We start from the raw sequence: 26,542 nt of genomic DNA, 5'->3' as shown, positions 1-26,542 counted from the left end.
TCAGCCCATGTCAGATCAGGTCGATGAGGTCGGCGACCGACTCCACCACCAGCGACGGCCGGTACGGATAACGGTCCACCTGCTCGCGCTGGGTCACGCCGGTCAGCACGAGGATCGTGTAGAGCCCGGCCTCCATGCCGCAGACGACGTCGGTGTCCATCCGATCGCCTATCATCGCGGTCGTCTCGCTGTGGCCCTCGATCTCGTTGAGCGCGCTGCGCATCATGCGCGGGTTGGGCTTGCCGACGAAGTACGGTTCGAGGCCGGTGGCCTTGGTGATCAGCGCGGCGACCGCGCCGCAGGCGGGCAGCGAGCCCTCGTTGGACGGGCCGACCGGGTCGGGGTTGGTGGCGATGAAGCGGGCGCCGGCCTCGATGAGGCGGATGGCGCGCGTTATCTGGGTGAAGCTGTACGTGCGGGTCTCGCCGAGCACCACGTAGTCGGGGTCGAGGTCGGTCAGGATGTAGCCGACCTCGTGCAGCGCGGTGGTCAGCCCGGCCTCGCCGATGACGTACGCGGAGCCGCCCGGCCGCTGGTCGTGCAGGAACTGGGCGGTGGCCAGAGCCGAGGTCCAGATCGACTCGGGCGGCACGTCCAGGCCGGCGGCGCGCAGCCGTACCGAGAGGTCGCGCGGGGTGTAGATCGAGTTGTTCGTGAGCACCCTGAACGGCTTGCCCGACTCGGCCAGCCGTTTGATGAACTCGTCGGCGCCCGGCACCGGCAGCCCCTCGTGCACGAGAACGCCGTCCATGTCGGACAACCAGGAGTCGATGCGCTTACGCTCAGTCACGTGGACAATCGTAGCGAGCCCCGCTTATCGACACGGCAACTGGGATGTGAAGAATGACGACATGTCGTCGTTCACGGAATCCGCCCAGGACATGCGGGACGAGCTCGTCCGGCTCCGTCACTCGCTGCACACCACGCCCGAGATCGGCCTCACCCTGCCCCGCACGCAGGAGAAGGTCCTGGCCGCGCTCGACGGCCTGCCGCTGGAGATCACGACCGGGTCGTCGCTGAGCTCCGTCACCGCCGTGCTGCGCGGGGGCCGGCCGGGCCCGGCCGTACTGCTGCGCGGCGACATGGACGCGCTGCCGGTCGCCGAGCGCAACGACCTGCCCTACATCTCGCAGAACGACGGCCAGATGCACGCCTGCGGCCACGACCTGCACACCGCGATGCTGGCCGGCGCCGCCCACCTGCTGGCCGCCCGGCGCACGGAACTGGCCGGGGACGTGGTCTTCATGTTCCAGCCCGGCGAGGAGGGCTACGAGGGCGCCAAGTACATGATCGACGAGGGCGTGCTCGACGCGGCGGGACAGCGGGTCGCGGCCGCGTACGGCATGCACGTCGTGTCGGCGATGCTGCCGCCGTCGCTGTTCGCCAGCCGGCCGGGGCCGCTCATGGCGGCGGCCGACACCTTCCTCGTCACCGTGAAGGGCCGCGGCGGGCACGGCTCCTCGCCGCACCGGGCGCTCGACCCGATCCCGGCCGCGTGCGAGATGGTGACCGCGCTGCAGACGCTGGTGACGCGGCAGTTCGACGTCTTCGACCCGGTCGTCATCACCGTCGGCAGCTTCCACGCCGGCACGGTCGACAACGTCATCCCGGACGACGCGCACTTCCAGGCCACCATCCGGACCTTCAGCAAGGAGAACCGGGCGCTGGTCAAGCGGCGGGTGATCGAGGTGGTCGAGGGCATCGCCGCGGCGAACGGGCTGTCGGTCGAGGCGGGGTTCGGGATGGGCTACCCCGTCACGGTCAACGACGCCTCGGAGGCGGAGTTCGCGGGGCGCACGGTGGAGGAGCTGTTCGGGCCGGGACGGTTCTTCGTCTCGCCGCAGCCGGTGATGGGCTCGGAGGACTTCTCGTACGTGCTGGAGCAGGTTCCCGGCGCGTTCGTGTTCCTGGGCGCCTGCCCGGCGGACCGGGATCCGGCCAGCGCGCCCTACAACCACTCTCCCGAGGCGGCCTTCGACGACGCCGTCCTCCCCGACGGCGCCGCCCTGTACGCCGCCCTCGCCCACGACCGGCTCGCCGCCCTGTAACCATCCGTTACGGCTCCGCCACCCCCACGCCACCCGCCGACGCGGGCCGGCGCCGATCGTGGGGATCGCTTCTCACGCCGGACGTGGTCCCCGCCGTCACGGGCACGTCAACCGGCCAAGGCCCCGCCCCTTGGCCGGGCCGCGCTGCTCCACCCCTTGGACGGGGCCTATCGTGGGAGGGTGATCGCTGTGGAGCGTGCGGTGGTGGACGGCAGGGCGGCCACCGGTGCCGACGTGGGGCTCGGGGTCGCGGCGCGTGGCGGGCACTTCACCGCCATGCAGGTCAGAAACCACGCGGTACGCGGCCTCGACCTCCACCTGGACCGCCTCGACCAGGCCACCGACGAGCTCTACGGGCTGCCCGTCGACCGGGACCTGGTCGTGGAGTCGATCGCGGCGGCGCTCGGGGACGACCTGCACGACGCCTCCGTCCGGGTGAACGTGGTGCTGACCGGCGGCCTGCACGTCATCGTCACCACCGGGGCGCCGGTCGACGCGCCGTCCGTGCCGCAGCGGCTGATGACGGTGGCGTACCAGCGGTTCCTGCCGCACATCAAGCACGGCGGCGGCTTCCCCTCGATGCATTTGGGCCGCAGGGCCGTGGCCGAGGGGTTCGACGACGCGCTGCTCGTCGCCGACGACGGGACGATCTCCGAGGGCACGATCACCAACCTCGGCTGTTTCGACGGCACGCGCGTGGTCTGGCCGCAGGCGCCGATGCTGGAGGGCATCACGATGCGGCTGCTGCGCCGGCGGCTGCCCCTGGCCGGGATCCCGCAGGCCGTGCGCGCGCTGAAGCCCGCCGACCTGACCGGCTTCGCCGCGGTCTTCCTCGCGAACTCCTGGGGCCTCAGCCCCGTCGGCCGGGTGGACGAGCTGGTGCTGCCCGCCGAGCCGGAGGCACTCTCCCCCATCCTCGCCGTCTATGAGGACACGCCATGGGATCCGATACCCCGCCTGTAGGGACGATGCGCGCCTGGGTGGTCGACACCCCGGGGCGGCCGCTGGTGCTGGAGGAGCGTCCGATTCCGGTGCCGGGGCCGGGTGAGGTGCTGGTCAGGGTGGAGGCGTGCGCGGTCTGCCGTACCGACCTGCACCTGGCGGAAGGGGACCTGGCGCCGCGGCGGCCGCGCACCACGCCCGGCCATCAGGTGGTGGGGCGCGTGCGCGGCGGCGGGCGGGTCGGGGTGGCCTGGCTGCGCAGCACGTGCGGACGGTGCCGATTCTGCCTGCGCGGCGCGGAGAACCTGTGCCCGGACTCCGCCTACACCGGGTGGGACGCCGACGGCGGGTACGCCGAGTACCTGGTGGCCAGGGCCGACTACGTCTACCCCCTGCCCGGCGACGTCCCGGCGGAGCGGCTGGCGCCGCTGCTGTGCGCGGGCATCGTCGGCTACCGGGCGCTGACCCAGGCGGGCCTGCCGGAGTCCGGCGGCAGGCTGGGCGTCTACGGCTTCGGCGCCTCCGCGCATCTGACCGCCCAGGCCGCGATCGCGCTCGGCCACACGGTCCACGTCGTGACCAGGTCCCCGGCGGCCAGGCGGCTCGCGCTGGAGCTGGGGGCGGCCTCCGCGGACGGGCACGCGCCGCCGGAGCCGCTGGACGCGGCGATCCTGTTCGCCCCGGTGGGCGACCTCGTGCCGCCCGCGCTGGAGGCGCTCGAGCGCGGCGGCACGCTGGCCGTGGCGGGCATCCACCTGAGCGACATCCCCGCCCTGAACTACGAACGCCACCTGTTCCAGGAGCGGGTGCTACGCAGCGTAACCGCCAACACGCGGCAGGACGGACGCTCCTACCTGCGCCTGGCCGGTCAGCACCCGCCACACGTGAAAACCACCGCCTACACCTTCGAAGAAGCCGCCCAGGCGCTCATGGATCTGGCAAACGGGCAGGTCAACGGCGCAGCGGTCCTTATCATCGGGTGATGGAGCCAAGCGCCATCCAAGGGGTCCATGAAGGAAAGTTACATTAACCTCACAACCTCTGGAGATTATTGACGCCTTCTCCACCTGCACATAAGGTCCGGACAACCCCAGAACTATCTCCGGAGCGGTAAATGAAGCGACTAGCAGCGGTAGTGGCGTTGCTGGGCCTTGCAGCCGGCGTGACAGCGTGTAGCGGCGGCAGCGGCACCACCAACAAGTCCGGCTCGGGCGGTGGTGGCGGGCTCTTCACCACGATCGACGTGAACAGGCCGGGCATCGACGCGAGCGCGCCGCCGAACCCGTACAACCCGAAGGGCAACGCCTTCCCGGGGTACACCACGATGAAGATCGGCTGGGTCGTCAACCACCTGACCGACCCCAACAAGGCCCTGCCGGGAATGGCGGCCAGTTGGGAGATCGCGCCGGACAACTCCTCCATCACGCTGAAGCTGCAGCCGAACGCCAAGTGGTCCGACGGCAAGCCGGTGACCGCGGAGGACGTCAAGCTCTCCATCGCCCTCGCCTACACGCAGGGCAGCACGGCCTTCGCCGTCACCCCGGGCGCCGCCGGCGCCGCGGCCGACGTGACCGTTGTGGACGAGAAGACCATCAAGATCACGCAGGATCTGGCCAACCCCAGCCCCAAGTTCGCCCGCGGCGTGCTGGACACCACGGTCCTGCCCGCCCACATCTGGAGCGCCGCGGTCCCCGCCACCATCTGGGACACGATCAAGACCGCGCGCGGTGACGGCCCCGAGGCCGAGAAGGCCCGCGAGGACATCACCAAGCTGGGCCAGCAGGTGATCGCGTTCGCACCGCAGAAGGACGTGGCCGGCGGCCCGTTCGTGCTTGAGCGGGCCAACCCCGGCGAGGCGCTGCTGGTCAAGAACAAGCACTTCTTCAACGTCGCCAACGTGGCCCCCGACCAGGTGAAGTTCCTCAACTACACCGGCAACGAGCAGATCTGGAACTACCTCACCCAGGGCAAGCTCGACCACTCCGGCTTCGTCGCCGCTCCGACCGACGTGATGAACCGCATCAAGGCCGCTCCGGGCAGCGAGGTCATCAAGGGCTACTCCCCCGTCGCGGTGAGCATGGCCTTCAACCAGAGCAAGAAGCCCTACGACAACGTGCACGTGCGCAGGGGCCTGGCCTACCTGATCGACCGCGAGCAGGTCACCAAGGTGGCCTCGCCCGAGGGCGGCACCGCGGCGACCACCACCAGCGGCATCCACCAGAAGGCGGCCGACGCCTGGATCCCCGAGACGCTGCCCAAGCTGGAGCCGTACAAGGCGGACCTGGCCAAGGCCGAGGAGGAGTTCAAGACCGCCGGCCTGACCAAGAAGGACGGCAAGTGGACGCTGGCCGACGGCTCGCCGTGGAAGGTCTCCATGCACGCGCCGGCCGGTTTCTCCGACTGGCTGTCGGCGCAGGAGAACATCAAGAGCCAGCTCACCAAGGCCGGGATCGACGCCGAGGTCGTGACCACGGCTGACTACCCGGTCTACCTGGAGGAGCTCGCGGCGGGCAAGTACGACGTCGGCTTCTGGCTGATCGCGCTCGGCCCCGCGCCGTACGACATCTTCCAGCGCCTCTACGGCGCAAGCAACGGCTGGGCCAACGTCGGCGGCAAGGTCAAGCACTCGGCCGCCGGCAAGAGCGGCAACTGGATGGGCAGCCCCGAGCAGATCGAGGTCGAGGGCGGCAAGATCAACCCCGGTGAGCTCACCGCCAAGCTGAACTCGGTCGGCGCCGAGGAGGCCAAGCCGATCATGAGCCAGCTCGCCCAGGCCGCCAACCAGGACCTGCCGGTCATCCAGCTCTGGGACTACGTCAACAACCAGTTCGTCAACAACAGCCGCTTCACCGGCTGGCCCCACGACGACGAGGTCCTGCGCCTCGGAACCGGCGTCCTTCCCTCGGGTGTCTGGATCCAGCAGGGTCTGGTCAAGAAGAAGCAGTAAGGCACCCATGACGGTTATCGCGCGGCGTCTCGCGGGCCACCTGGCCCGCGGGATCGTCATGATCCTCGTGGTCGCCACGATCAGCTTCTTCATCGTCAACAACATCCCGGGCGACCCGGTGGCGGCCCGGTACGAGAAGCTGCTCGAAGGCGGCATGTCGCCCGAGGCGGCCATGCAGGCCACGAAGGTGATGTACGGCTTCCTGCCCTCGGGCTCGATGTGGGACCAGTACGTCGCCTACATGGGCGGGCTGTTCCGCCTCGACCTCGGCATCTCGATCACCCGGCCGGGACAGCCGGTCACGGCGGTGCTCACCGAGGCGGCGAAATGGACCGTTCTTCCGGTGCTCATCGGCACCCTGCTCAGCTTCCTCGTCGGCGTGATCTTCGGCGTCTACGCGGCGATCAAGCGCACCGGCAAGCTCGGCGACGCCCTGGCGATCTCCGGCTCGCTGCTGCACGGCATCCCGCAGTACATCCTGGCGATGCTGCTCGTGGTCATCTTCGCGACGCTGATGCCGATCCTGCCGCACGACAGCCCGGTGGACATCCTGTTCGAGCCCGGCTGGAACGCCGGCTACCTCGGCTCGCTGGCCGAGCACGCCGTCCTGCCCGTCGCCACGTACGCCCTGTCGGCCTACGGCGGCTGGATCCTGGCGATGAAGTCGAGCGTGGTGACCGTGCTCGGCGACGACTTCATCCTGGCCGCGGAGCTGCGCGGGATGAAGCGCTCGATCGTCTTCCGCTACATCGCCCGCAACGCGATCCTGCCGCTGTTCACGATCCTGGCGCTCTCGCTCGGCCTGCTGCTGGGCGGCGCGGTGTTCATCGAGAAGATCTTCAACTACCCGGGTCTGGGACTGCTGCTCATCGACAGCATCACCCTGCGCGACTACCCGCTCATGGGCGGCGCGTTCCTGCTGATCACCGCCTCGGTCATCGTCGCCAACATCGTGGCCGACCTGTTCTACACCGTGATCGACCCGCGGGTGCGCAGCGGGGAGGAGGTCTCATGAGCATCATGCTGGAGAGCACGACCGCCACCATGCGCCGCAACTTCTGGCAAGGCGTGTGGCGCGTCATGAGGCGCAAGCCCAGCCGCATGGCGGGCGTCGTCATCATCCTGGGCTTCGCGTTCATGGGCGTCTTCGGGCCGATGTTCTATCCGGACATCCTGCCCGACAACGCCAACGCGATCACCCAGCCGCCCAGCTGGGAGCACTGGTTCGGCACCGACCCCCAGGGCCGCGACGTGATCGCGCTGGTCGTCAAGGGCTCGCGGTACGTCCTGCTCAGCGCGGCGGTGACCGCGTTCATCACGGTCGTCGTCGGCACCGGGCTCGGACTGTTCTCCGGCTTCAAGCGGGGCCGCTGGGACACCGTGCTCATGCGGGTCACCGACATGAAGCTCACCATCCCCGGCCTGCCGCTGCTGCTGGTGCTGGCCACGGTGTGGAAGTTCGGCAACCCGTTCCAGATGGGACTGGTGCTCGGGCTGCTGGGCTGGGGCGGGGTGGCGCGAGCCGTACGGGCGCAGACGCTGTCATTGCGCGAGCGCGGCTTCATCGAGGCGGCGCGCGGGCTGGGGCTGTCCACGACGCACATCGTCGGCAAGGAGCTGCTGCCGAGCATGGCGCCCTACATCGCGATGAACATGCTCATCGCGGTCACCGGCGCCGTCTACGCGCAGGTCGGCCTGTTCTTCCTCGGCGTCCTGCCGTACGAGTCGGACAACTGGGGCGTCATGCTCAACCTGGCGGTCTTCCAGGCCGGCGCGATGATCCAGCCGTACGCGCTCGGGTACCTGCTGGCGCCGCTGCTGGCGATCCTGCTGCTCACGCTCGGCATCGTGCTCGTGGTCGACGCCATGGACGAGATCTTCAACCCCCGGCTGCGCGAGGAGTAGAGGTGGCACAACAGGCGCCGGGAGTGCGCATCGACGGCCTGACGGTCGTCTACAAGACCCCGGCGGGCGAGCTGCCCGCCGTGCGCGATGTCAGTCTGGAGCTGAAGCCGGGCACCATCACCGGCATCGTGGGCGAGTCCGGCTCAGGCAAGTCCACGATGGCGCTGTCGCTGCTCAACGCGGTCCAGCCGCCCGGCCGCATCCAGCACGGCAGCGTGGAGATCGACGGGCTCGGCAACGTCGCCGAGTTCAAGGGCGAGCAACTGCGCAAGGCCCGCGGCCGGCACGTCGGCTACGTCTTCCAGGCCGCGCAGAACTCGCTGAACCCCCTCAAGACCGTCGGCAAGCAACTGCTCGACCTCGGCCGCTCGCACGGCGTGGAGGACCTGCGCGCCCTGGTCAGGGAGGCCAAGGAGCTGCTGGGCCGGATGGGCCTGGACGGCGCGCGGGTGCTCGACTCCCACCAGCACGAGCTGTCGGGCGGCATGCGCCAGCGCGTCGGCATCATGCTGGCGCTGGTCCTCAACGCGCACCTCGTGGTGCTCGACGAGCCGACCACCGCGCTCGACATGATCACCCAGTCGAACATCCTGAGGATCGTGCGCGAGGTGCACGCCGAGCGCGGCCTCACCACGCTGATCATCACCCACGACATCGGCGTCGTGGCCGAGGTGGCCGACCATCTCGCGGTCATGTACGGCGGCCGCCTGGTCGAGCAGGGCCCCACCCGCGAGGTGCTGGCCGAGCCGCGGCACCCGTACACCAAGGGCCTGATCAGGGCCATCCCCCGCCTGGTCGGCGACATCAACGAGGCCCAGGCGCTGCCGGGACGCCCGCCCACCCTGGCCACCGTGCCCAAGGAGGGCTGCGTGTTCCGCGAGCGCTGCGCGCTGCGCATGGACGTCTGCGACACCGTCGACCCGGCGGCCCAGGCGTACGGCGAGCGCATCGTGGCCTGTCACGCCGTCGAGAAAGCCGTCAAGGTGCCATCCAGGGAGGGCGAGCACGCGTGATCACGGGGAAGGGCATCACCAAGACCTTCAGGCAGCGGGGCAACGTGCTCGGGAGCCGGGAGGTCCAGGCGCTGCGCGGGGTGGACTTCGAGATCCCGAAGGGCGGCGCGGTCTCGTTCATCGGCGAGTCGGGCTGCGGCAAGACGACGCTGGGCCGGATCATCGCCGGCCTGGAGACCTACGACGGCGGTGAGATCGGGATCAACGGCACCCAGATGTCGTCGTTGAAGCCGAAGCAGCGTCAGCCGTACTTCCGCCGCATCCAGATGATCCACCAGGACCCGTACTCGGCGCTGAACCCGACGCGGACCATCCACCAGACGCTGTACGCGCCGCTGAAGCTGCGCGCCAAGCAGACGGGCCGCGGCGAGAAGTGGATCGACGAGCGGGCGGCGGAGGTGCTGTCGCTGGTCGGCCTGGACCCGGGCAGCGTGCTGTCGCGTTATCCGCACCAGTTGTCGGGCGGCATGCGCCAGCGGGTGGTCATCGCCCGCGCGCTGACCGTGGACCCGGAGGTGCTGGTCGCCGACGAGGCCGTCTCCATGATCGACGTGTCGCTGCGGCTGGGCATCCTCGCACTGCTGAAGGACCTGCGCGAACGGCTCGGCGTCAGCGTGCTGTTCATCACCCACGACGTGGCGACCTCGCGCTACATCGGCGACGACGGCGAGATGTACGTCATCTACCGGGGCCAGGTCGTCGAGCGCGGCCCGGTGGACACGGTGATCGCCGACCCGGTGCATCCGTACACGCAGTCGCTGCTGTCGGCGATCCCGGTGCTGCACGGCCTGGAGGAGCCCGGCCGCCAGCCGGTGGTGCCGGTCGAGGCCATGGACGGCAGCCAGGAGTCGCAGGGCTGCCTGTTCGCCAGCCGGTGCCCGTTCCGCCAGGACCGCTGTGAAACCGAGCGGCCGGTGCTCCAGGTGACCGAGGGGGCGCCGCAGGAGCACGCCTGCTTCTTCCCCGAGCGCCGCGACGTGATCGCCCGGCCGATGAGCGGCGTGTGAGGCCCGTGGGGGGAACGCACGGGGCCGAAGCCGAGCTGGCTGAGGCTGAGCGGATCGCGGGGGCGGCGCTGACCTTTGACCGTGCGGAGGGGGCGGCGCTGGTCAGGCGGCTGTCGCGGCCGCCCGCCGACCGGCGCTGGACCGCGATCGCCGAGGGCGGCGGGGTGGTCTTCGCCTCCATGTCGACGCGGGACGCCTCGATCGGGCACATCGACCTGCTGGCCGTACATCCGGACGCGCAGGGCAAGGGGCGCGGCCGGGAGCTGGTGCGCGCGGCCGAGGAGTGGCTGCGCGCGCACGGCGCGGCGCAGGCGCGCTTCGCGGGCAACCCGCCCTGCTACGCGTGGCCGGGCATCGACGTGCGCTACACGCCCGCGGCGGCGCTGGCCGAGCGGCTGGGCTACGAGCGCTACCACGTGGCGTGGAACATGACGGCCGACCTCACCGCGGACCTGTCGGTGGAGCGGGACCTGGCGCGGCTGGAGGGGCAGGGCGTGCGCGTCGGCGTGCGCACCGGCGGCGACGACAGGACGCCGATCGTGGAGTTCGTCCGCCGCAACTGGAACGAGAGCTGGGCCTGGGAGGCCGAGACGGCCGACGGCATCGTCTACGCCGAGCGCGACGGGGAGATCCTGGCGTTCGCGGCGTGGGGCGGGCGGCCGGGCTGGTTCGGCCCGATGGGCACCGCCCCGGCGGCGCAGGGTCTCGGCGTGGGGCGGGTGCTGCTGCGCCGCGCGCTGGCCTGCCAGCGTGACGAGGGGCAGGCCGACGCGCAGATCGGGTGGGTGGGACCGCTGCGGTTCTACTCGCGCGCCGTGGGCGCGCGAGCCGAACGCGTCTTCTGGCTCTACCGCCGCGAGCTGGGGTAGAGCAGGTGGCCATCGGGGAGGCTGGGGTCGGGACACAGTTGGCGGGGATCGCCGCCGTCGTCCAGGCAGCGCGTGAGCGTGTCGGAGCCCCACAGGTGCTCCATGAACAGGTCGGGGCCCCACCAGGCGAAGTCGCCCGGGTAGAGGACGCGCGCCAGGTGGAGCATCGACAGGCCGGTGAGCACGGGGCGGAAGGCCCGCCGGTCGTGCACGTGGAGCTGGACGCCGCACACGGTGGTCCCGGCGTGCTTCTGGAAGGTGGGGGTGAAGTACACCTCGCGGAAGCGGACGCCGGGCAGGCCGAGGGCGTTGAGCTCGCGGGCGTAGCGCTCGTCCGCGTACGGCGCGCCGACCAGCTCGAACGGCCGGGTGGTCCCCCGGCCCTCGGAGAAGTTGGTGCCCTCGAACAACCCGGTGCCGGGGTAGACCAGGGCGGTGTCGACGGTCGGCATGTTGACCGACGGCATCACCCAGGGCAGCCCGGTCTCGGCGTAGGACATCTCGCGCGTCCAGCCGTCCATCTCGACGACCCGCACGCCGGGGTCGAACATCAGGGCCAGCTCCCCCGCGGTCCTGCCGTGGCGGATCGGCAGCGGGAAGCGGCCGACGAAGCTGGCGAAGGCGGGGTCGAGCAGGGGGCCCTCGACGACGGTCCCGCCGAGGGGGTTGGGCCGGTCGAGGACGGCGAAGCGCACGCCCAGCCGGACGGCGGAGGCCAGCAGGTCGTACATCGTCCAGATGTAGGTGTAGAAGCGGGTGCCGACGTCGGCGATGTCGAAGACCAGCGTGTCCACCCCCGAGGCGGCCACGACGGCGTCCAGCTCGGCGCCGGAGATCTGGTGGGTGTCGTAGACGGGCAGCCCGGACCTGGGGTCGAGCGCGTCCTGCTCGCTGAAGCCCGCCTGGGCGGTGCCGCGCATGCCGTGCTCGGGCCCGAACAGCGCCGTGACCGGCACTCCGGCCGCCAGCAGCGCCTCCAGGGTGGGCGTCAGGTCGGGCAGGACGCCCGTCGGGTTGGTGATGAGGCCGATCCGCTCGCCGGGGACGAGCGAGGGGTCGTTGGCCAGGCGTTCCGCTCCGGTTCGTACGTGTTGCATGAACCCATTGTCTGAAAGTTATTTACAAGAGAGAAGTAGATGGTGGAAATTAGCGTCATGAGTGATCCGGAGCTGTCCACGGAACAGAGCGATCCGCGCTACAGCCAGATCGACCGGCTGCCGACCGAGCAGATCGCCCAGTTGATGAACCAGGCCGACGCGTCCGTCCCCGCCGCGGTCGCCGTGGCCGTGCCGGACATCTCCGCCGCCATCGACGCGATCGCCGCGCGGATGGCCGCCGGCGGCCGGCTGATCTACGTCGGCGCGGGCACCTCGGGCCGGCTGGCCGTGCTGGACGCCTCGGAGTGCCCGCCCACGTTCGGCACGGACCCGTCGCTGGTCCAGGGCGTCATCGCCGGCGGCCCCGACGCGCTGACCCGTTCCATCGAGGGCGCCGAGGACGACGCCGAGGCGGGCGCCGCCGCGATCGCGGAGCTGGAGGTCGGCGCGGACGACTCCGTCGTCGGCGTCTCGGCCAGCGGGCGCGCCCCTTTCGTGATCGGCGCGCTCGGTGAGGCCGCCGGGCGCGGGGCGCTGACCGTGGGCCTGTCGTGCAACGCCGGCGCGCCCTTGTCGGCGGCGGCCGAGCACGGGATCGAGGTCGTCGTGGGGCCCGAGGTGGTGACCGGTTCGACCAGGCTCAAGGCGGGCACCGCCCAGAAGCTCGTGCTGAACATGATCTCCACGATCTCGATGGTCAGGCTGGGCCGTACCTACGGCAACCAGATGATCGAGATGTCGGCCATGAACTCCAAGCTGGCCGGGCGGGCGGTGCGCATGGTCGCCGACATCACCGGCGCCGACGCCGGGGCCGCGCGCAAGGCGCTGGAGAGCGCCGACGGCCAGGCCAAGGTCGCGGTGCTGATGATCAGGCACGGCATCGGCGTCGAGGCCGCGCGCACGCTGCTGGAGGAGCACGGGGAACGGCTGGCCGACGCGCTGGAAGGCGCGCAGAGCTGATGTCCGACCGGCTCGACGCGATCCTGGCGGAAGCGGTTCCCGGCACCGTCCCGGCCGCCGTGGCGGTCATCTCCGTCGACGGCGCCGTGGCCGCCTCCTCCGTCGCGGGCGAACTGGTCCGCTACACCGACCTGGAGTTCACGCTCGCCGGGGAACGGCCGGCGGCCCGCCGCGACTCGATCTTCGACCTGGCCTCGATCAGCAAGCTGTTCACCACGTCCGTGGTGCTGTCGCTGGCCGAGGACGGGCTCGTGGGGCTGGACGAGCCGGTGGCCAGGTGGCTGCCGGGCAAGGATCCGCGCATCACGCTGCGCCGGCTGCTCACCCACACCGCCGGGCTGCAGGCCACCCGCCGCATCGACCTCGAACTGCCCGACGCCGATCCGGCTGAGCGCATGGCCGCCATGCTCGCCACGCCGGTGACCGGGCCGGTCGGCGGGCCGTACCTCTACACCGACGTCGGCATGGTCACCGTCGGCCGGATCGCCGAGCTGGCCGGTGGGGCGCCGCTCGACGAGCTCGCCCGTGACCGGGTCACCGGCCCGCTGGGCCTTTCCGACACCGGCTACAACCCCGGCGCCGCCGAGCTGCCCAGGATCGCCGCCACCGAGTGGAAGCCGGAGCGTCCCGGCCCCGGCTGCGTGCGCGGGCGGGTGCACGACGAGACCGCGTACGGCCTCGGCGGCGTCGCCGGGCACGCGGGGATCTTCTCCACGGCCGACGACGTGCTGCGCTTCGGCGAGAACCTGCGGCTCGGCGGCGGGCCCGTGCTGCGGCCGGAGACCGTCGCCGAGATGCTGCGCGACCAGGGCGCGGAAGGCGCCGCCTTCCGCCACGGTCTGGGCGTACGGCTCGGCGACCCGTCCATCGTCGGCCCGCTGGAGGGCGCCTTCGGCCACTCCGGCTTCACCGGCACCTCGCTGGTCGTCGATCCCACGCACCGCCTGACGGTCGTCCTGCTCACCAACTTCGTCCACCCGGTACGCGGCAGGGACGGCATCCGCGCCCTGCGCCACGCCGTCGCCGCGGAGGCCCTCCGCCTGGCCCGCTAGCCAGGAACCCCTCGCCCGGCCTGGTAGCCAGGCAGTGGGAGCGAGCCAGTAGCCAGGGACGGGACGAGCTGGTGGCTAGGGACTGGGGGCGCTGGTAGCCAGGGACGGGGGCGAGCTGCTGGCTAGGGACGTGGGGCGAGTGCCTCCAGGGCCTCCTCGGCGCGGCGCATGGCCTCCCCCGGCTCGGCGGTGACGATCTCGGGGTCGAAGTTGAGGTCGTGGAAGAGCTCGGTCACGCCCTTGCCGGCCAGTTCGTCCACGTCGGCGCGGATCTGCTCGTAGGTTCCGGTCAGCGGCGCCCGCTGCCCGGAACGGACCTTGGTGACGCCCCTGACGACGAAGCGCAGCGCGCCCGGGTCGCGCCCGGCCTCCTCGGCCGCCGCCCGCACCACGGCGATCTTCGCGTCGATCGTGGTGAGGTCCTCGCGGCTGGAGCTCATCCAGCCGTCGCCGATCCGCCCGGCCCTGCGCAGCGCGGGCTCGGCCGCCCCGCCCAGGAGGACGGGCGGCGGGCCCGGCTCCGGCTTGGGGTCCATGTGGGCGGGCGGCACCCGGTAGAACTCGCCCTCGTAGGCCACGACCTCGTCGTTCCAGCAGGCGCGCAGCACCTGCACGAACTCCTCGGCCCTGCGCCCGCGCCCGGCGAAGTCCACGCCCGAGGCGGTGAACTCCTCCTCCACCCAGCCCAGCCCGACCCCGGCCACCAGCCGGCCGCCCGCGAGCGTCTGGAGCGTGGCGAACTGCTTGGCCAGCATCACCGGCTGCATGAACGCGTTGACCACGCCCACGCCCAGCTCGATCCGGCTCGTGACGGCCGACAGGTGGGCCAGCGTGATGAGCGGATCGTGCACGCTACGGTAGACGGGCCCCATCGGGTGGCCCTCCGGATAGAGCAGGCGCTGGAAGGTCCACAGGCCCGCGTAGCCGAGCTCCTCCGCACGTCCGGCCACCTGACGCAGGTTGTCCGGCCGTGCCCACGGACCCGAGGTCGGCGCCCCGAAGCTGATCTTCATGAGTTCTCCCCGGTCGGTCATCGTGCTGCGACACCTAGTCTTATCAAGTGGGTCTCACGGAAGAACTGGCGAGGGTGGCGGCCGAGTACGGGGGGACGGGCGCGCCCGACGTCCATCCCAGCCGCACCGACGTGGTCGTGGTGCGCAGGGGCGAGGTGGTGGTCAAGGCGCACTCGGAGCGCGACGACCCGGTGCTGCTGGCGCCGAGGTTACGCGCGACCGCCGCCGCCGCGCTCAGCGGGATCATGCTCGCGCCCCTGGAAACCGAGGTGCTGAAGGTGGCGGGGCGGGCCGTCACCGTCTGGCCCGCCGGGCAGACCGTCGATCCGGACACGGCGCCGTGGGAGGAGGGGGCCAGGCTGCTGGCGCGGCTGCATGCCGTACCCCTGCCGCTGGTGATGCCGCTGCCCGAGGCGGGCGGACCCGCGCGCGCCGCCCGCGCGGTGCGGCGCATGCCGGGCGACGGCCCCGTCGAGCGGCTCGTACGGCGGGCCTTCGCCAGCCTGCCCGAGCCGGAGCCCACCCCCGGACTGCTCACCCACGGCGACTGGCACCTGGGCCAGCTCGTGCGCCGCGAGCGCTGGCTGCTCATCGACATCGACGACCTGGGCGTCGGCGACCCGGTCTGGGACCTGGCCAGGCCCGCGGCCTGGTACGCGGCGGGACTGCTGGGGACGCCCGTCTGGGAGCGGTTCCTGGGCGCATATCTGGCCTCCGGCGGCCCCGCGCTGGACCCGGCCGACCCCTGGGCGCGGCTGGACGTCCCGGCCCGCGCGCTGACCGCGCAGCTCGCGGCGGTGGCGGTCGTGAACGCCGCCCGCGACGGCCGGGAACTCGACGAGGTGGAGCATTCGTTGATCGAGGCGTGCGACAGAATTGTCGGGCTCCCTCAGGGCCTGCCATAGTGGCGCACGCACAGAGTTTTCCCCTGACGGCAAGGAGACCAAGCGGATGCAGTGCCCCAAGTGCCGCGGCAACATGCGGACATATGAGCGCAACGGGGTCCACATCGAGCAGTGTGACAACTGCCGGGGGATCTTCCTGGACTACGGCGAGCTCGAGACGATCACCAGGATGGAGTCGCAGTACCGTGCCGCGCCGCCGCCCGCGCCCGGCGGCCCGGCCTGGGGCGCTCCCTCCCACGGGGGTCACCACGGCGGCTACCACCACGGTCACCGTCGCAAGGACAGCTTCCTCGGCATGCTGTTCTCGTCCTGACGTGACGCAGAAGGGGCCGCGCGGTCGTCCGTGCGGCCCTTCGGCCTACTTGGGGAAGCTCTCCGGGTCCACGGGGTCGGTCGGCGCGTTGCCGCCGGAGACCGCGTGCAGGGTGATCCGCCAGTCGTGCCAGAGGATCTGCGTCGAGGTGTAGGTGGTCTTGAACTTCACCGACTTCTGGAAGCGCTCGAAGCTGCAGTCGCGGGTGAAAGCCCTGCTCTTGCCGTCCCAGTCGACGCCGTGGGTGAAGTAGATCTTGTAGTTGCCGTCGCGGACGCCGCGTACCTTGTACTTGGCCTTCTTGCGGATGTAGATGCTGAACGCCTTGGTGCCGCCGCGCATCACCGTGACCACGGCGTCGCGGGTGGAGCCGTTGTCGATCTGCAGGGAGCTGCGGCCGTTGAGGCCCTCCCGCTTGATGAACTTGCCGTTGCTCAGCCGCCGGGTCTGCTTGGAGGCGGCCTTCACCTCGACGACGTCGGCCGGGTAGTCGCCGGCCGCCTGGAGCGCGGCGCCGCTCTCGTCGAGCTGCTTGAGCGCCGTGCCGAGGTCGGTGAGCACCGCGCCGGGGGTGCACACGTCGCGGCTGCCGACCTTGCCGAGGGTCGAGCCGAGCTGGGCGGCGAACTCGCGCAGGCTGCCGACGTAGGCGTCGTGCTGGGCGCGCACCTCGGGGGGCGGCGTCACCGCCGACAGCTCGTCGGCGGCGCCGCGCAGGGCCTCCTCGGCACGTTCCACCCGCTGGTTCAGGGTCTTGACCGTGCGGGCGCCCATCATGGAGTCGATCGCGTCGGTCATGGCCTGCTTGCGGCCGGACAGCTCGCTCTTGTAGCTCTCCGGGGTGAGCGCCGTGGCGGGCGGCGCGGTGGTTCCCGTGCCGGTGCTGGGCCGGGCGGTGCCGGGGCCGCCGGCGACGCCCCTGGCGACGGGTTCGCCGCCGGTGGGCCCGCTGACGCCCGAGGTACAGGCGGTGAGGGTCGCGAGGGCGAGCACGCAGGTCATCAACCGGGGGACAGCCACCTGCCACACTATTGCCCGGTTGATCCCCTTGCGTCAATTCACGATTCCGACAGGCCATGCTCCCTGTCCTGCCGCAACCACCGGGTGATGCCCAGCTCCCGCAGGAACGGCAGATCGTGGCTGGCCACGATCAGCGCGCCCCGGTAGGCCGACAGCGCCTGGGTGAGCTGGCGCACGCTGGCCAGGTCCAGGTTGTTGGTGGGCTCGTCCAGCAGGAGCAGTTGCGGCGCCGGGTCGGCCGACAGCAGCGCCGCCAGCGTGGCCCGGAAGCGCTCGCCGCCCGACAGCGTGGACACCGTCTGGTGGACTCGCTCGCCGCGGAACAGGAAGCGGGCCAGCCGCGCGCGTACCTCGGTGACGGCGGCGTCGGGGGCGAAGGCGCGCACGTTGTCGAGCACGCTCGCGCCCTCCTCCAGCAGGTCCAGGCGCTGCGGAAGGAACCGGACGGGCACCTGGGCGCCGTCCCCGATGCGCCGCAGCAGCGTGGTCTTGCCGGAGCCGTTGGCCCCGGTCAGCGCGATCCGCTCCGGCCCCTGGACAAGCAGCCTCTCCAGTACGGCCGCGCCGCCCCCGCCCAGTGGCAGCTCCAAAACCACGCGCCCGGCGGGCACGGCGGTCTCGGGCAAAGAGATGCGGATCTCGCGGTCCTCGCGGACGGCCTGCTCGGCCTCGGTCAGCCGTTCACGGGCTCCCTCCAGTTTCTCGGTGTGCATGATGCGGTGCTTGCCCGCGGAGACCTGGGCCTCCCGCTTGCGGGCGTTCATGATGATCTTCGGCTCCCGCTTCTGGGCGTTCATCTTGTTGCCGTAGCGGACCCGGCGGTCGAGCTTGACGTGCGCCTCGGCGAGGTCACGCTTCTGCCTGCGCACGTCCGCCTCGGCGGTGCGCAGCGTCCGCTCGGCCGCCTCCTGCTCGGCCGCGAGCATGCGCTCGTAGTCGTCCAGGTTGCCGCCGAACATCCGCACCCGGCCTTCGCGCAGCTCGGCGATCTGGTCGGCCAGCGCCAGCAAGGCGCGGTCGTGGCTGACCATCACCAGCACCCGCGGCCAGGCGCCGACGGCGGCGTAGAGCCGCTCGCGGGCGTCCAGGTCGAGGTTGTTGGTGGGCTCGTCGAGCAGCAGCACCTCGGGGTTCTTGAGGAACTGCGCGGCCAGCCCGACCATGACGACCTCGCCGCCGGACAGCGTGCCGACGGTCCGGTCGAGGCCGACGTGGTCCAGGCCCAGCCGGTCGAGCTCGGCGCGGGCGCGGCCGTCGACGTCCCAGTCGTCGCCGACGGTCTCGAAGTGCGCGAGCGCCACGTCGCCCGACTCGATGGCACGCAGCGCGGCCCGGACCTCGCTGATGCCGAGCAGGTCGGCGACGGTGGACTCGTGGCGCAGGGTGAGGTTCTGCGCCAGGTAGCCGACCCGGCCGGACAGGCTCACGCTGCCGCCGGTGGGCAGCAGCTCACCGGCGAGGATCTTGAGCAGGGTGGACTTGCCCGACCCGTTGGCGCCGATCAGTCCGGTGCGTCCCGCCGGGAAGGCGGTCTCGAGCCGGTCGAGCACCTGCGTCCCGTCGGCCCAGCCGTAGGAGACGCGGTCGATGACTACGGAAAATGACATAAGGTGGCTCCCGTCACAAAAGATCAACAATTCGTGACTTGGCGGGAAACACCGCGAAACGCCCACGTGAGGTGGCGGAACGCCAGAGGTCCAGGTTGCGCACGTGCCCACGACAGGGCGGAACGGCGCGGTGCCCGCGACCTCAGAACCTCACTTCGGCTGCCCCCTGGGGCTCGGCGATAAGACGTCGGGAACTGTACCCGACCCAAGTTTTCTCCGCAAGCCTCCGGTCAGCCCTTCACCGCGCCGCCGAGGTTGAACGTGCCGGCCAGGTACTTGTTGACCGCCACGTAGAGCACGACCGCCGGGGCCGTGTAGATGATCGAGAAGGCGGCCAGCTCCCCGTAGGCGACCTGACCGTACTGGGAGAAGAAGGTGTAGATGGTGACCGCCGCCGGCGCCTCCTCCGGCTCGTCGAGCAGGACGAAGGGGGCGAAGAAGTTGCCCCACTGGCCGACGAAGACGAAGATGCCGACCACGGCGATGCCGGGCGCCATCAGCGGGCCCACCACGCGCACGAGCGACTGCACCCAGCCGGCGCCGTCCACCCAGGCCGCCTCCTCCAGCCCGACCGGCACGCCGTCCATGAAGTTCTTCATCAGCCAGATCGCGAACGGCAGCGCGCTGGCCGCCAGGAACAGCACCATCGCCGGCACCGAGCCGTAGAGGTTGAAGCGGTAGAACATCGAGTACACCGGCACGATGATCGCCGTCAGCGGCAGCCCGGTCGTGAACAGCAGCGTCAGCATGAACGAGCGCTTGTAGCGCAGTTCGTAGCGTGAGAGCGGGTAGGCGGCCAGCGCCGCGACGAGCACGGTGATCAGCGCGGTCCCCGCCGAGATCACGATGGAGTTGATCACCGGCAGGATCGTGGTCTCCCAGGTGAGCACCGCCTGGAAGTTTCCCAGCGAGAACTCCCCCGTCGGCCGCGCCGACAGCCCGGCGCCCGGCTGGACCGAGGCGACGACCACCCACAGGAACGGCGCCGCGAACGACACGGCCACGACCAGCAGCGCGATCCGGGCGGCGAGTCGGCCCATCCCTCAGTCCTCCACCTTGATCAGCCGCAGGTACACCAGCGAGAACAGCGCCCCGATCACCAGCATCACCAGGGCCATGGCCGAGCCGTAGGCGATCTCGCCGTAGCGCAGGGCCTTGTCGTACATGTAGAGCGGCGTGGTCTGGCTGGCGTTGCCGGGCCCGCCGCCGGTCAGGGTGTAGATCAGGCCGAAGCTGGCCAGCGTCTGCAGGGTGATGAGCATGAGGTTGGCCATGATCGAGCGCCGGATCAGCGGCAGCGTGATGTGCCACAGCCGCTGCCAGGTTCCGGCGCCGTCGACGGCCGCCGCCTCGACCAGTTCCGCGGGCACCTCCGACAGCGCCGCCGAGTACACCAGCATCGAGAAGGCGGTCCCGCGCCAGACGTTGGCCAGGATGACCGCGACCATCGGCGCGGTGTAGAGCCACTCCTGGCCGATGCCGGTCAGCGTGTTGAGCGTGCCCTCCTCGGCCAGGAAGGAGAACCAGCACAGTGCCGCGACGACCTCGGGCATGACCCAGGCCGCGATCACCACGCCGTTGACGACGCTGCGCGTGGCCCGCGAACGGCCCCGCTGCAGCAGCGCGATCATCAGGCCGAGCGTGTTCTGGCCGACGACGGCCGAGCCGATCACGAAGACGAAGGTGAGGGTGAAGGAGTTGACGAAGTCGGCGTCGCCGAACATGCGCACGAAGTTGGCCGGGCCGACGAAGCTCGGGCTGACCGAGTTCGTGCCGGTGAGCGTCTCGTTGGTGAACGCGACGTACAGGCTCCACAGGATCGGCCCGGCCAGGAAGAGCACGAGCAGGACCAGCGCGGGTCCGAGCGGGGCCAGCCTGCGCAGGGCCCGGCGCCTGCCCGACGGGCCCCGCGCGACCGGGCGCGCCAGCGCGGTGGCCGTCATCCGCCCGCGACGACCTTGCCGGGACCGCCGACGACGCCGGGCAGCGTGCCGGTGTATGCCTTGGCCGCCTCCTCCGGGCTGCGCGCGCCGGTGGTGACCGCCTCCATGGCCTCCTGGACCTCCGCCGAGACCTTCGGGTACTCCTCGAAGGCCGGGCGGTAGTGGGTGACCTCGGCCAGGTCGGTCCAGAACTTCAGCGACGGGTTGTCGGCGCTGTAGGCGGGGTCGGCCGCGACGTCCTTGCGCGTGGTCAGGTCGCCGGTGCCGATGGAGTAGAGCATCGAGTTGTCCTTGTTGGTGGCCGTGGTGATGAAGTCGAAGGCCTCCTTCTTGTGCGGGGTGTAGGAGCTCATCGCCATCACCCAGCCGCCCGACATGCTCACCGCGCCGGGGGCCTGGCCGTTCTGCGTCGGCATCCGCGTCCAGCCCATCTTCTGCTGCCATTCCGGCCACGGCTTGGTGCCGGTCGGCTTCCACGCCGAGGGGGTCCAGGCGCCGTCGAGCAGGATGCCGAGCTTGGCCTGCGGGAACCACTCCAGCGTGTGCTTGTCCGACAGCTTGGCGTTGTGGGCGTCGGCCAGCTTGGGGCCGAGGTTCTCGCGGTAGATCGTGTTGATGAAGGCGAGGGAGTCGGTGAAGCCCTTGCCCGCGCTCGCCCACTTCTTCTGGGTCTCGTCGTAGAGGGTGCCGGCGGGCGTGCCGTACAGGAGCATCTCGAAGCCCTGCATGGTCGACGCCTCGCCGTGGATCTTGGTGGAGTACATGCTGAAGGGGACGGCCCCGGGGACCTTCTGCTTGATCGCGCGGGCCGCCGCGAGCACGTCCGCCCACGTCTTGGGCTCCCACGGTACGGCGAGGCCGGCCTTGGCCAGCACGTCCTTGTGGTACCAGAGCCCGCGGGTGTCGGTGCTGATCGGGACCCCGTAGATCTTGCCGTCGCCGCCCTTGGCCGCCTGCTTGACCGAGTCGGGGAACTGGGTGCCCCAGTCGGGCCAGGAGCCGAGGTAGTCGTCCAGCGCGGCCAGCTTGCCCGCGGCGACGTCGGCGTTGACCTGGAAGGTGTCGTGGTAGTAGAGGTCGGGCGCGGAGTCGGCGGAGCGGTTGAGCAGCGCGAGTTTGGTGTAGTAAGCCTCGTTGTTGCCCTGGACCGGGGTCAGCTTGACGGTCACACCCTTGTGCGCGGCCTCGTACTGCTTCTTGGCGTTCTGGAGCATCTTCTCCAGGTGCGGCCAGGTGGGTTCGACCTTGTAGAGGACTTCGAGTTCCTTGGCGCCGCCGGCGGCGGGCTCCTTCGTTCCGGAGCCGCAGGCCGCCACGCCGATGATGAGGATCGAGGCGATCAGGACACGTTTCATCGGGGGACTCCCGTATGTCGCCGAGTTAACCGCGAAGGTAAATCAAATTGATTTACAGAGTCAACGCCTTCGTGTGAGATTGACCACATGCAGATGGGCACCAACCTGCCCAAGGTCGGCACCTACAACCGGGCGGTCGTGCTGGAGGCCGTCCAGGCCAGCGACGGCATCAGCCGGGTCCAGATCGCCGCCGTCACCGGGCTGACGCCGCAGGCCGTCTCCGTCATCGTCCGCAGGCTGCTGGAGGACGGGCTGGTCGTCGAGGACGGCTCCGCGCCCGGCGCCGGCGGCAAGCCCCGCACGATCCTGCGCGTCGACCCGGCCGCCGGGTACGCGCTCGGTATCCACTTCGACCCCGGCGAGGTCTCCTACGTGCTGGCCGACCTGGCCGGCCGCCCGCTGGTCAAGCTCCACCGCCCGGTACGCGGGGCGGAGCCGGAGCCGGTCGTCAGGACGCTGGCCCGTACCGCGCGCCGCCTGCTGAAGGAGGCGGGCGTGCCGGATCACAAGGTGCTCGGCGTGGGCCTGGCCTCCCCCGGCCCGCTCGACCCGGACGGCGTGATCGTGACCCCGCCGCGCCTGCCCGGCTGGGACGGCGTCCCGATCAGGAGCCTGCTGGAACGCCACGTCGGCTACCCGGTCACCGTCGACAACGACGCCACGGCGGCGGCGATCGGCGAGCGCTGGGCGGGGCTGGCCCGCGCCGTGCCCAGCTTCGCCTACCTGTACCTGGGCACCGGCATCGGCGGCGGCCTGTTCCTGGACGGTCAGGTCTACCGGGGCCGCACGCTCAACGCCGCCGAGTTCGGCCACGTCACCGTGATGCCGGACGGGCCGGAGTGCTACTGCGGCAACCGCGGCTGCGTGGAGGCGCTGTGCTGCCCGAGCGCGATGGTGGCCACGGTCAGGGAGCGCCTGGCGCTGGGCGCGGAGTCGGTGCTGCGGCGCGGGCGGCTCAGCCACGCGGCGCTGTGCGCCGCCGCGGCGGCCGGGGATCCGCTGGCGCGCTCGGTGGCCGAGCAGGCGGCCGACCGGCTGGCCGACGCCGCCGTCTCCGTGGTCAACATGCTCGACGTGGACCTGCTCGTGCTGGGCGGGCCTGCGGTTCGGGAGCTGGGCGGGCTCTACCGGGACGTGATCGGGCGGGCGGTCTCGACCCGGGTGCTGGCGCGCGGGCTGCAGGCCGTACGCGTGGAGGTCTCCCCCATCGCCGCCGACGCGGCGGCGATCGGCGCGGCGTCGCTGGTCTTCCACGTCACCTACGCGCCACGCCTGGACCGCCTGGTCAGGGAGTGCGGCGGCGGGCCCGGTGGTTGGCCACGTTGACCCGGTTGGCGCAGGCCAGCGCGCAGAAGCGGCGGCGGCCGTTGCGCGAGGTGTCGACGTAGACCGTCGCGCAGCCCTCGCGGTCGCAGCGGCCGAGGCGGCGGCCGTCGGAGAAGGAGATGGCCATGGCCAGCCCGCCGGCGGTGGTGTCCTTGGCCCTGCTGACGATGTCCGCGTCGACGGAGTAGAAGTGCAGGTGCGGCCGCCTGCCGTCGTGCGCGCTGACGTACGGCGTGGCCGCGGTCAGCTTGAGCAGGTCGTTGATCAGCTCGATCTGGACGTCCTGGTCGCGCTCGCCGAAGACGGGGTCGAGCCGGCCCGCCCACAGCTCCAGCTCGCCGGCCTGGCCCGGGGTGAGCTCGGCGCGCAGCATCGCGTTGGCGGACAGGATCCGCGTCAGCGCCCGCGGCGAGTAGTCGGCGGTGTTGACCAGGTCGGCCGACAGGGCCGCCCCGTTGCCTCCGTAAGCGTTGAAATGCACAAGCTCATTACATCAGGCTGGAGCCATGCGCTCCACACACCTGCACGAACTGACCGCCGTCTCCTCCCATCGCACGTCCGAGGGCCTGGTGGCGTACTTCCGCTGCGACTGCGGCGCCTGGGAGGTGCGCGCGAGCGGCGGGGCGGACGTGGCGATCGCGGCGACCCGCGCGGGAGGTGACTGACCGGCACCATCGACTCTCCGAGGGTGTTCGTCCTATTGTCAGGACCATCACCCCCTCAGGAGGTCAGGCATGTCCAGCATTCCCGCCTTGCTGCGCGACCGGGTCAACGCCACCCCGGACGCCGAGGCCTACCGCACCCCGTCCGAGAGCGGCTGGACGTCCCTGTCGTGGCGAGAAACCGGCGACCGGGTGCGCGAGCTGGCGCTCGGGCTGGCCGGGCTGGGATCGGGACCGGGCACGCGGGTGGCGCTGCTGTGCTCCACCCGCCTGGAGTGGATCCTGGCCGACCTGGCCGTGCTGTCCACCGGCGCCGCCACCACGACGATCTACCCGTCCAACACCGCCGACGAGTCCGCGTTCGTCATCACCGACTCCGGCAGCACGCTCGTCATCGCCGAGGACGACGACCAGGTCGCCAAGCTGCGCTCGGTGCGCGAGAAGCTGCCCGACGTGCGGCACGTCGTGGTCATCGACGGGACGGCCGCCGACGACGGCTGGGTCGTGCCCCTGTCGGAGGTGGCCGGCGAGGGCGACTACGACGCCATGGTCGACGCCATCTCCGACGACGACCTGGCCACGCTCATCTACACCTCCGGCACGACCGGGCGGCCCAAGGGCGTGGAGCTGACCCACGACAACTGGCTGTTCGCCGCCTCCTCGGTACGCGAGCTGGGCCTGCTGGGCCCCGACGACCTGCACTTCCTGTGGCTGCCGCTGTCGCACTCCTTCGGCAAGCTGCTGGAGGTCGTCATGATCGACTGCGGCGTGCCCACCGCCATCGACGGCAGGCTCGACAAGATCGCGGAGAACATGGGCGTGCTCAGGCCCACGTTCATGGCCGCCGCGCCGCGTATCTTCGAGAAGATCCACAACACGGTGGCCGCGAACATGCGCAACGAGGGCGGCCTCAAGCTGCGCATCTTCACCTGGGCGAAGGCCACCGGCGTGCGCGTCGTGCGGGCCCGCCAGCGCGGCGCGTCCATCCCGGTCACCACGGGCATCGAGTACCGCCTGGCCGACCGGCTCGTCTTCGCCAAGCTGCGCGAGCGCTTCGGCGGGCGCATCCGCTTCTTCATCTCCGGCGCCGCCCCGCTGTCGCAGGACATCGCGGAGTTCTTCGACGCCGCCGGGCTGACCATTCTGGAGGGGTACGGCCTGACCGAGTCGTCGGCCGGCAGCTTCCTGAACCGGCCCGACACGGTCAGGTTCGGCACCGTCGGCCCGCCCCTGCCCGGCACCACCGTGAAGATCGCCGAGGACGGCGAGGTGCTCATCGGCGGGCGCGGCATCATGCGCGGCTACCACGGCCTGCCCCAGGACACCGCCGAGGCGCTGGAGGACGGCTGGCTGCACACCGGTGACATCGGCGAGCTCGACGACGAGGGCAGGCTGCGCATCACCGACCGCAAGAAGGAGCTCATCAAGACCTCGGGCGGCAAGTACGTCGCGCCCACCTACCTGGAGGGCCGCATCAAGGCCGCCTGCCCGTACCTGTCGCACGTGTTCGTCCACGGCGACCGTCGCCACTACTGCACCGCGCTGGTCACGCTCGACATGGACGTGGTGCGGCCGTGGGCCGAGGCCGAGAACCTGCCCGCCGACGCCGAGGCGCTGCGCGAGCACCCGCGGATGCGCTCGGAGGTCCAGAAGGCCATCGACGAGGTCAACTCCACCCTGGCCAGCTACGAGACGGTGAAGAAGTTCGCCGTCCTGGCCGAGGACTTCACCGTGGAGACCGGGGAGCTGACGCCCAGCCTCAAGATCAAGCGCAAGGTCGTGGAGGAGCACCACGGCAAGGTGCTGGACGGCTTCTACTCCGACTGACCGCCCTCGGGCTCCTCCCGCCGCGCCCGCTGCGGCGTCCTGCGCAGCACCGGTACGGCCTCGCCCACCTGGGGCCACAGTCGCCGGGTGAACAGCCCGGCGGCCACCCCGATGGCCGCCCCGGCCACCACGTCGCCCGGGTAGTGCACGCCGGTGTACACGCGGGAGAAGCAGACCGCGCCCGCCACCACGCCGACGGGCACGCTGACCCGCCGCGGCGCCTCCATCGCGACCGCGGTGGCGAAGGCGGCGGCCGTGGCCGAGTGGCCCGAGGGGAACGAGGTCGACGTCGGGGTCCTCAGCACCCGTGCCAGCGGCAGGATGTCCGGCAGCGGGCGCTTGCGGTTGAAGGCCCGCTTGGCCGCGATGTTGGCCAGCGGGCTGGCCACGCTGATGGCCAGCAGGCCGCGGGTGGCCGCCCTGCGCAGCCTGCGCCGGCCGGTGAAGGCGAGCCCGCCTGCCACGACGCCCCACAGGACGGCGTTGTTGGCCGCGTTGGACAGCGGCGGCAGGACGCTCTCGAAGCCGGGCAGGTGCGCGTTGGCAACGGCCTTGAACAGGCGTTTGTCCCATCGGTGGAGGCGGGAGCGGAGTCGCATACACCCCATACTGCCCAATCGCCGCGGGGCTTCACGCTCTGGCGTAGGCGGTGATCGTGACGGGGTGGTCGGCGCCGCCGTACAGGATGGAGAGGGCGACCGTGGTCGGGCCGGTGGTCAGGACGTTGCCCA

General features: G+C 71.1%; 26 protein-coding genes. 16 read left to right on the top strand and 10 right to left on the bottom strand.

Going from position 1 to position 26,542, the window contains the following annotated elements; all coding sequences use genetic code 11:
* Positions 1-10: 10 nt before the first annotated feature.
* Entirely contained in the window at positions 11-790 is a 780-nt protein-coding gene (locus ACIBEJ_RS01445; protein WP_397180591.1) for an HAD-IIA family hydrolase, read from the bottom strand.
* Positions 791-851: 61 nt separating this feature from the next.
* Between ACIBEJ_RS01445 and ACIBEJ_RS01440 the strand changes: the two genes are divergently transcribed.
* From ACIBEJ_RS01440 to ACIBEJ_RS01400, 9 genes are all read left to right on the top strand, one after another.
* On the top strand, positions 852-2,048 hold the full coding sequence (locus ACIBEJ_RS01440) for a M20 family metallopeptidase (RefSeq protein WP_397180590.1): 1,197 nt from the start codon (positions 852-854) through the stop codon (positions 2,046-2,048).
* A 180-nt stretch (positions 2,049-2,228) separates the two neighbouring features.
* On the top strand, positions 2,229-3,011 hold the full coding sequence (locus tag ACIBEJ_RS01435; protein ID WP_397180589.1) for an aminotransferase class IV: 783 nt from the start codon (positions 2,229-2,231) through the stop codon (positions 3,009-3,011).
* A complete protein-coding gene (locus ACIBEJ_RS01430) occupies positions 2,987-3,973 on the top strand; it encodes a zinc-binding alcohol dehydrogenase family protein (protein ID WP_397180588.1) in 987 nt (328 codons plus the stop codon). Before ACIBEJ_RS01435 ends, ACIBEJ_RS01430 begins: the two co-directional genes overlap by 25 nt.
* A 179-nt stretch (positions 3,974-4,152) precedes the next feature.
* A complete protein-coding gene (locus ACIBEJ_RS01425; RefSeq protein WP_397180587.1) occupies positions 4,153-5,937 on the top strand; it encodes an ABC transporter substrate-binding protein in 1,785 nt (594 codons plus the stop codon).
* Between the two features lie 7 nt (positions 5,938-5,944).
* Positions 5,945-6,952 carry an ABC transporter permease gene (locus ACIBEJ_RS01420; RefSeq protein WP_397180586.1) on the top strand — a complete coding sequence of 336 codons (1,008 nt, stop codon included), beginning with the start codon at positions 5,945-5,947 and terminating at the stop codon, positions 6,950-6,952.
* The gene (locus ACIBEJ_RS01415) at positions 6,949-7,842 is read left to right on the top strand and encodes an ABC transporter permease (protein WP_397180585.1); all 894 of its coding nucleotides are present in this window, start codon (positions 6,949-6,951) and stop codon (positions 7,840-7,842) included. Before ACIBEJ_RS01420 ends, ACIBEJ_RS01415 begins: the two co-directional genes overlap by 4 nt.
* A gap of 2 nt (positions 7,843-7,844) precedes the next feature.
* Positions 7,845-8,855, top strand: coding sequence for an ABC transporter ATP-binding protein (locus tag ACIBEJ_RS01410; protein WP_397180584.1), 1,011 nt, complete (start codon positions 7,845-7,847; stop codon positions 8,853-8,855).
* A complete protein-coding gene (locus ACIBEJ_RS01405; RefSeq protein WP_397180583.1) occupies positions 8,852-9,862 on the top strand; it encodes an ABC transporter ATP-binding protein in 1,011 nt (336 codons plus the stop codon). Before ACIBEJ_RS01410 ends, ACIBEJ_RS01405 begins: the two co-directional genes overlap by 4 nt.
* Positions 9,859-10,731, top strand: a complete 873-nt coding sequence (locus tag ACIBEJ_RS01400; protein WP_397180582.1) for a GNAT family N-acetyltransferase — start codon at positions 9,859-9,861, stop codon at positions 10,729-10,731. The genes ACIBEJ_RS01405 and ACIBEJ_RS01400 overlap by 4 nt, the downstream gene beginning before the upstream one ends.
* Here the strand turns inward: ACIBEJ_RS01400 and ACIBEJ_RS01395 are convergent.
* Positions 10,710-11,828: an exo-beta-N-acetylmuramidase NamZ domain-containing protein gene (locus ACIBEJ_RS01395; RefSeq protein WP_397180581.1), complete on the bottom strand. Its 1,119-nt coding sequence runs from the start codon at positions 11,826-11,828 to the stop codon at positions 10,710-10,712. The two genes, ACIBEJ_RS01400 and ACIBEJ_RS01395, sit on opposite strands and share 22 nt — an antisense overlap.
* A gap of 57 nt (positions 11,829-11,885) precedes the next feature.
* Between ACIBEJ_RS01395 and murQ the strand changes: the two genes are divergently transcribed.
* Both murQ and ACIBEJ_RS01385 read left to right on the top strand, forming a co-directional pair.
* Entirely contained in the window at positions 11,886-12,788 is a 903-nt protein-coding gene (gene murQ / locus ACIBEJ_RS01390) for an N-acetylmuramic acid 6-phosphate etherase (RefSeq protein ID WP_397180580.1), read from the top strand.
* Positions 12,788-13,840 (top strand): serine hydrolase domain-containing protein, encoded by a 1,053-nt coding sequence (locus ACIBEJ_RS01385; protein WP_397180579.1) that lies wholly within the window; start codon positions 12,788-12,790, stop codon positions 13,838-13,840. Before murQ ends, ACIBEJ_RS01385 begins: the two co-directional genes overlap by 1 nt.
* A 122-nt stretch (positions 13,841-13,962) precedes the next feature.
* Here ACIBEJ_RS01385 and ACIBEJ_RS01380 read toward each other — a convergent pair whose 3' ends face one another.
* Complete coding sequence (locus tag ACIBEJ_RS01380; protein ID WP_397180578.1) at positions 13,963-14,853, bottom strand: TIGR03619 family F420-dependent LLM class oxidoreductase; 891 nt, start codon at positions 14,851-14,853, stop codon at positions 13,963-13,965.
* Positions 14,854-14,900: 47 nt separating this feature from the next.
* On the opposite strand from ACIBEJ_RS01380, the gene ACIBEJ_RS01375 reads away from it, so the two are divergent.
* Both ACIBEJ_RS01375 and ACIBEJ_RS01370 read left to right on the top strand, forming a co-directional pair.
* Entirely contained in the window at positions 14,901-15,758 is an 858-nt protein-coding gene (locus ACIBEJ_RS01375; RefSeq protein ID WP_397180577.1) for a phosphotransferase family protein, read from the top strand.
* Between the two features lie 46 nt (positions 15,759-15,804).
* On the top strand, positions 15,805-16,071 hold the full coding sequence (locus ACIBEJ_RS01370; RefSeq protein WP_397180575.1) for a zf-TFIIB domain-containing protein: 267 nt from the start codon (positions 15,805-15,807) through the stop codon (positions 16,069-16,071).
* A 45-nt stretch (positions 16,072-16,116) separates the two neighbouring features.
* Here the strand turns inward: ACIBEJ_RS01370 and ACIBEJ_RS01365 are convergent, their stop codons facing one another.
* The 5 genes from ACIBEJ_RS01365 to ACIBEJ_RS01345 all read right to left on the bottom strand — a co-directional run bounded on the left by ACIBEJ_RS01365 (position 16,117) and on the right by ACIBEJ_RS01345 (position 21,996).
* Positions 16,117-17,091, bottom strand: coding sequence for a hypothetical protein (locus ACIBEJ_RS01365; RefSeq protein ID WP_397180574.1), 975 nt, complete (start codon positions 17,089-17,091; stop codon positions 16,117-16,119).
* Positions 17,092-17,129: 38 nt separating this feature from the next.
* Positions 17,130-18,698 carry an ABC-F family ATP-binding cassette domain-containing protein gene (locus ACIBEJ_RS01360; protein WP_397180573.1) on the bottom strand — a complete coding sequence of 523 codons (1,569 nt, stop codon included), beginning with the start codon at positions 18,696-18,698 and terminating at the stop codon, positions 17,130-17,132.
* Between the two features lie 230 nt (positions 18,699-18,928).
* Complete coding sequence (locus ACIBEJ_RS01355; protein WP_397180572.1) at positions 18,929-19,738, bottom strand: carbohydrate ABC transporter permease; 810 nt, start codon at positions 19,736-19,738, stop codon at positions 18,929-18,931.
* A gap of 3 nt (positions 19,739-19,741) precedes the next feature.
* On the bottom strand, positions 19,742-20,641 hold the full coding sequence (locus ACIBEJ_RS01350; RefSeq protein ID WP_397180571.1) for a carbohydrate ABC transporter permease: 900 nt from the start codon (positions 20,639-20,641) through the stop codon (positions 19,742-19,744).
* Positions 20,638-21,996 (bottom strand): extracellular solute-binding protein, encoded by a 1,359-nt coding sequence (locus tag ACIBEJ_RS01345; protein ID WP_397180570.1) that lies wholly within the window; start codon positions 21,994-21,996, stop codon positions 20,638-20,640. The genes ACIBEJ_RS01350 and ACIBEJ_RS01345 overlap by 4 nt, the downstream gene beginning before the upstream one ends.
* Before the next feature lie 87 nt (positions 21,997-22,083).
* Here ACIBEJ_RS01345 and ACIBEJ_RS01340 point away from each other — a divergent pair, with 87 nt between their 5' ends.
* Positions 22,084-23,322 (top strand): ROK family transcriptional regulator, encoded by a 1,239-nt coding sequence (locus tag ACIBEJ_RS01340; protein WP_397180569.1) that lies wholly within the window; start codon positions 22,084-22,086, stop codon positions 23,320-23,322.
* Here ACIBEJ_RS01340 and ACIBEJ_RS01335 read toward each other — a convergent pair.
* On the bottom strand, positions 23,282-23,803 hold the full coding sequence (locus ACIBEJ_RS01335) for a CGNR zinc finger domain-containing protein (RefSeq protein WP_397180568.1): 522 nt from the start codon (positions 23,801-23,803) through the stop codon (positions 23,282-23,284). The genes ACIBEJ_RS01340 and ACIBEJ_RS01335 overlap by 41 nt on opposite strands.
* Positions 23,804-23,828: 25 nt before the next feature.
* On the opposite strand from ACIBEJ_RS01335, the gene ACIBEJ_RS01330 reads away from it, so the two are divergent.
* Complete coding sequence (locus ACIBEJ_RS01330; RefSeq protein WP_397180567.1) at positions 23,829-23,987, top strand: hypothetical protein; 159 nt, start codon at positions 23,829-23,831, stop codon at positions 23,985-23,987.
* A 69-nt stretch (positions 23,988-24,056) separates the two neighbouring features.
* The gene (locus tag ACIBEJ_RS01325) at positions 24,057-25,811 is read left to right on the top strand and encodes an AMP-dependent synthetase/ligase (RefSeq protein WP_397180566.1); all 1,755 of its coding nucleotides are present in this window, start codon (positions 24,057-24,059) and stop codon (positions 25,809-25,811) included.
* On the opposite strand, the gene ACIBEJ_RS01320 is transcribed toward ACIBEJ_RS01325, so the two are convergent.
* Complete coding sequence (locus ACIBEJ_RS01320; RefSeq protein ID WP_397180565.1) at positions 25,799-26,410, bottom strand: phosphatase PAP2 family protein; 612 nt, start codon at positions 26,408-26,410, stop codon at positions 25,799-25,801. The two genes, ACIBEJ_RS01325 and ACIBEJ_RS01320, sit on opposite strands and share 13 nt — an antisense overlap.
* Between the last annotated feature and the right edge of the window lie 132 nt (positions 26,411-26,542).

Source organism: Nonomuraea sp. NPDC050790, assembly GCF_044456745.1.
Lineage (GTDB): Bacteria > Actinomycetota > Actinomycetes > Streptosporangiales > Streptosporangiaceae > Nonomuraea.
This window is presented reverse-complemented; position numbering and strand designations above follow the sequence as displayed.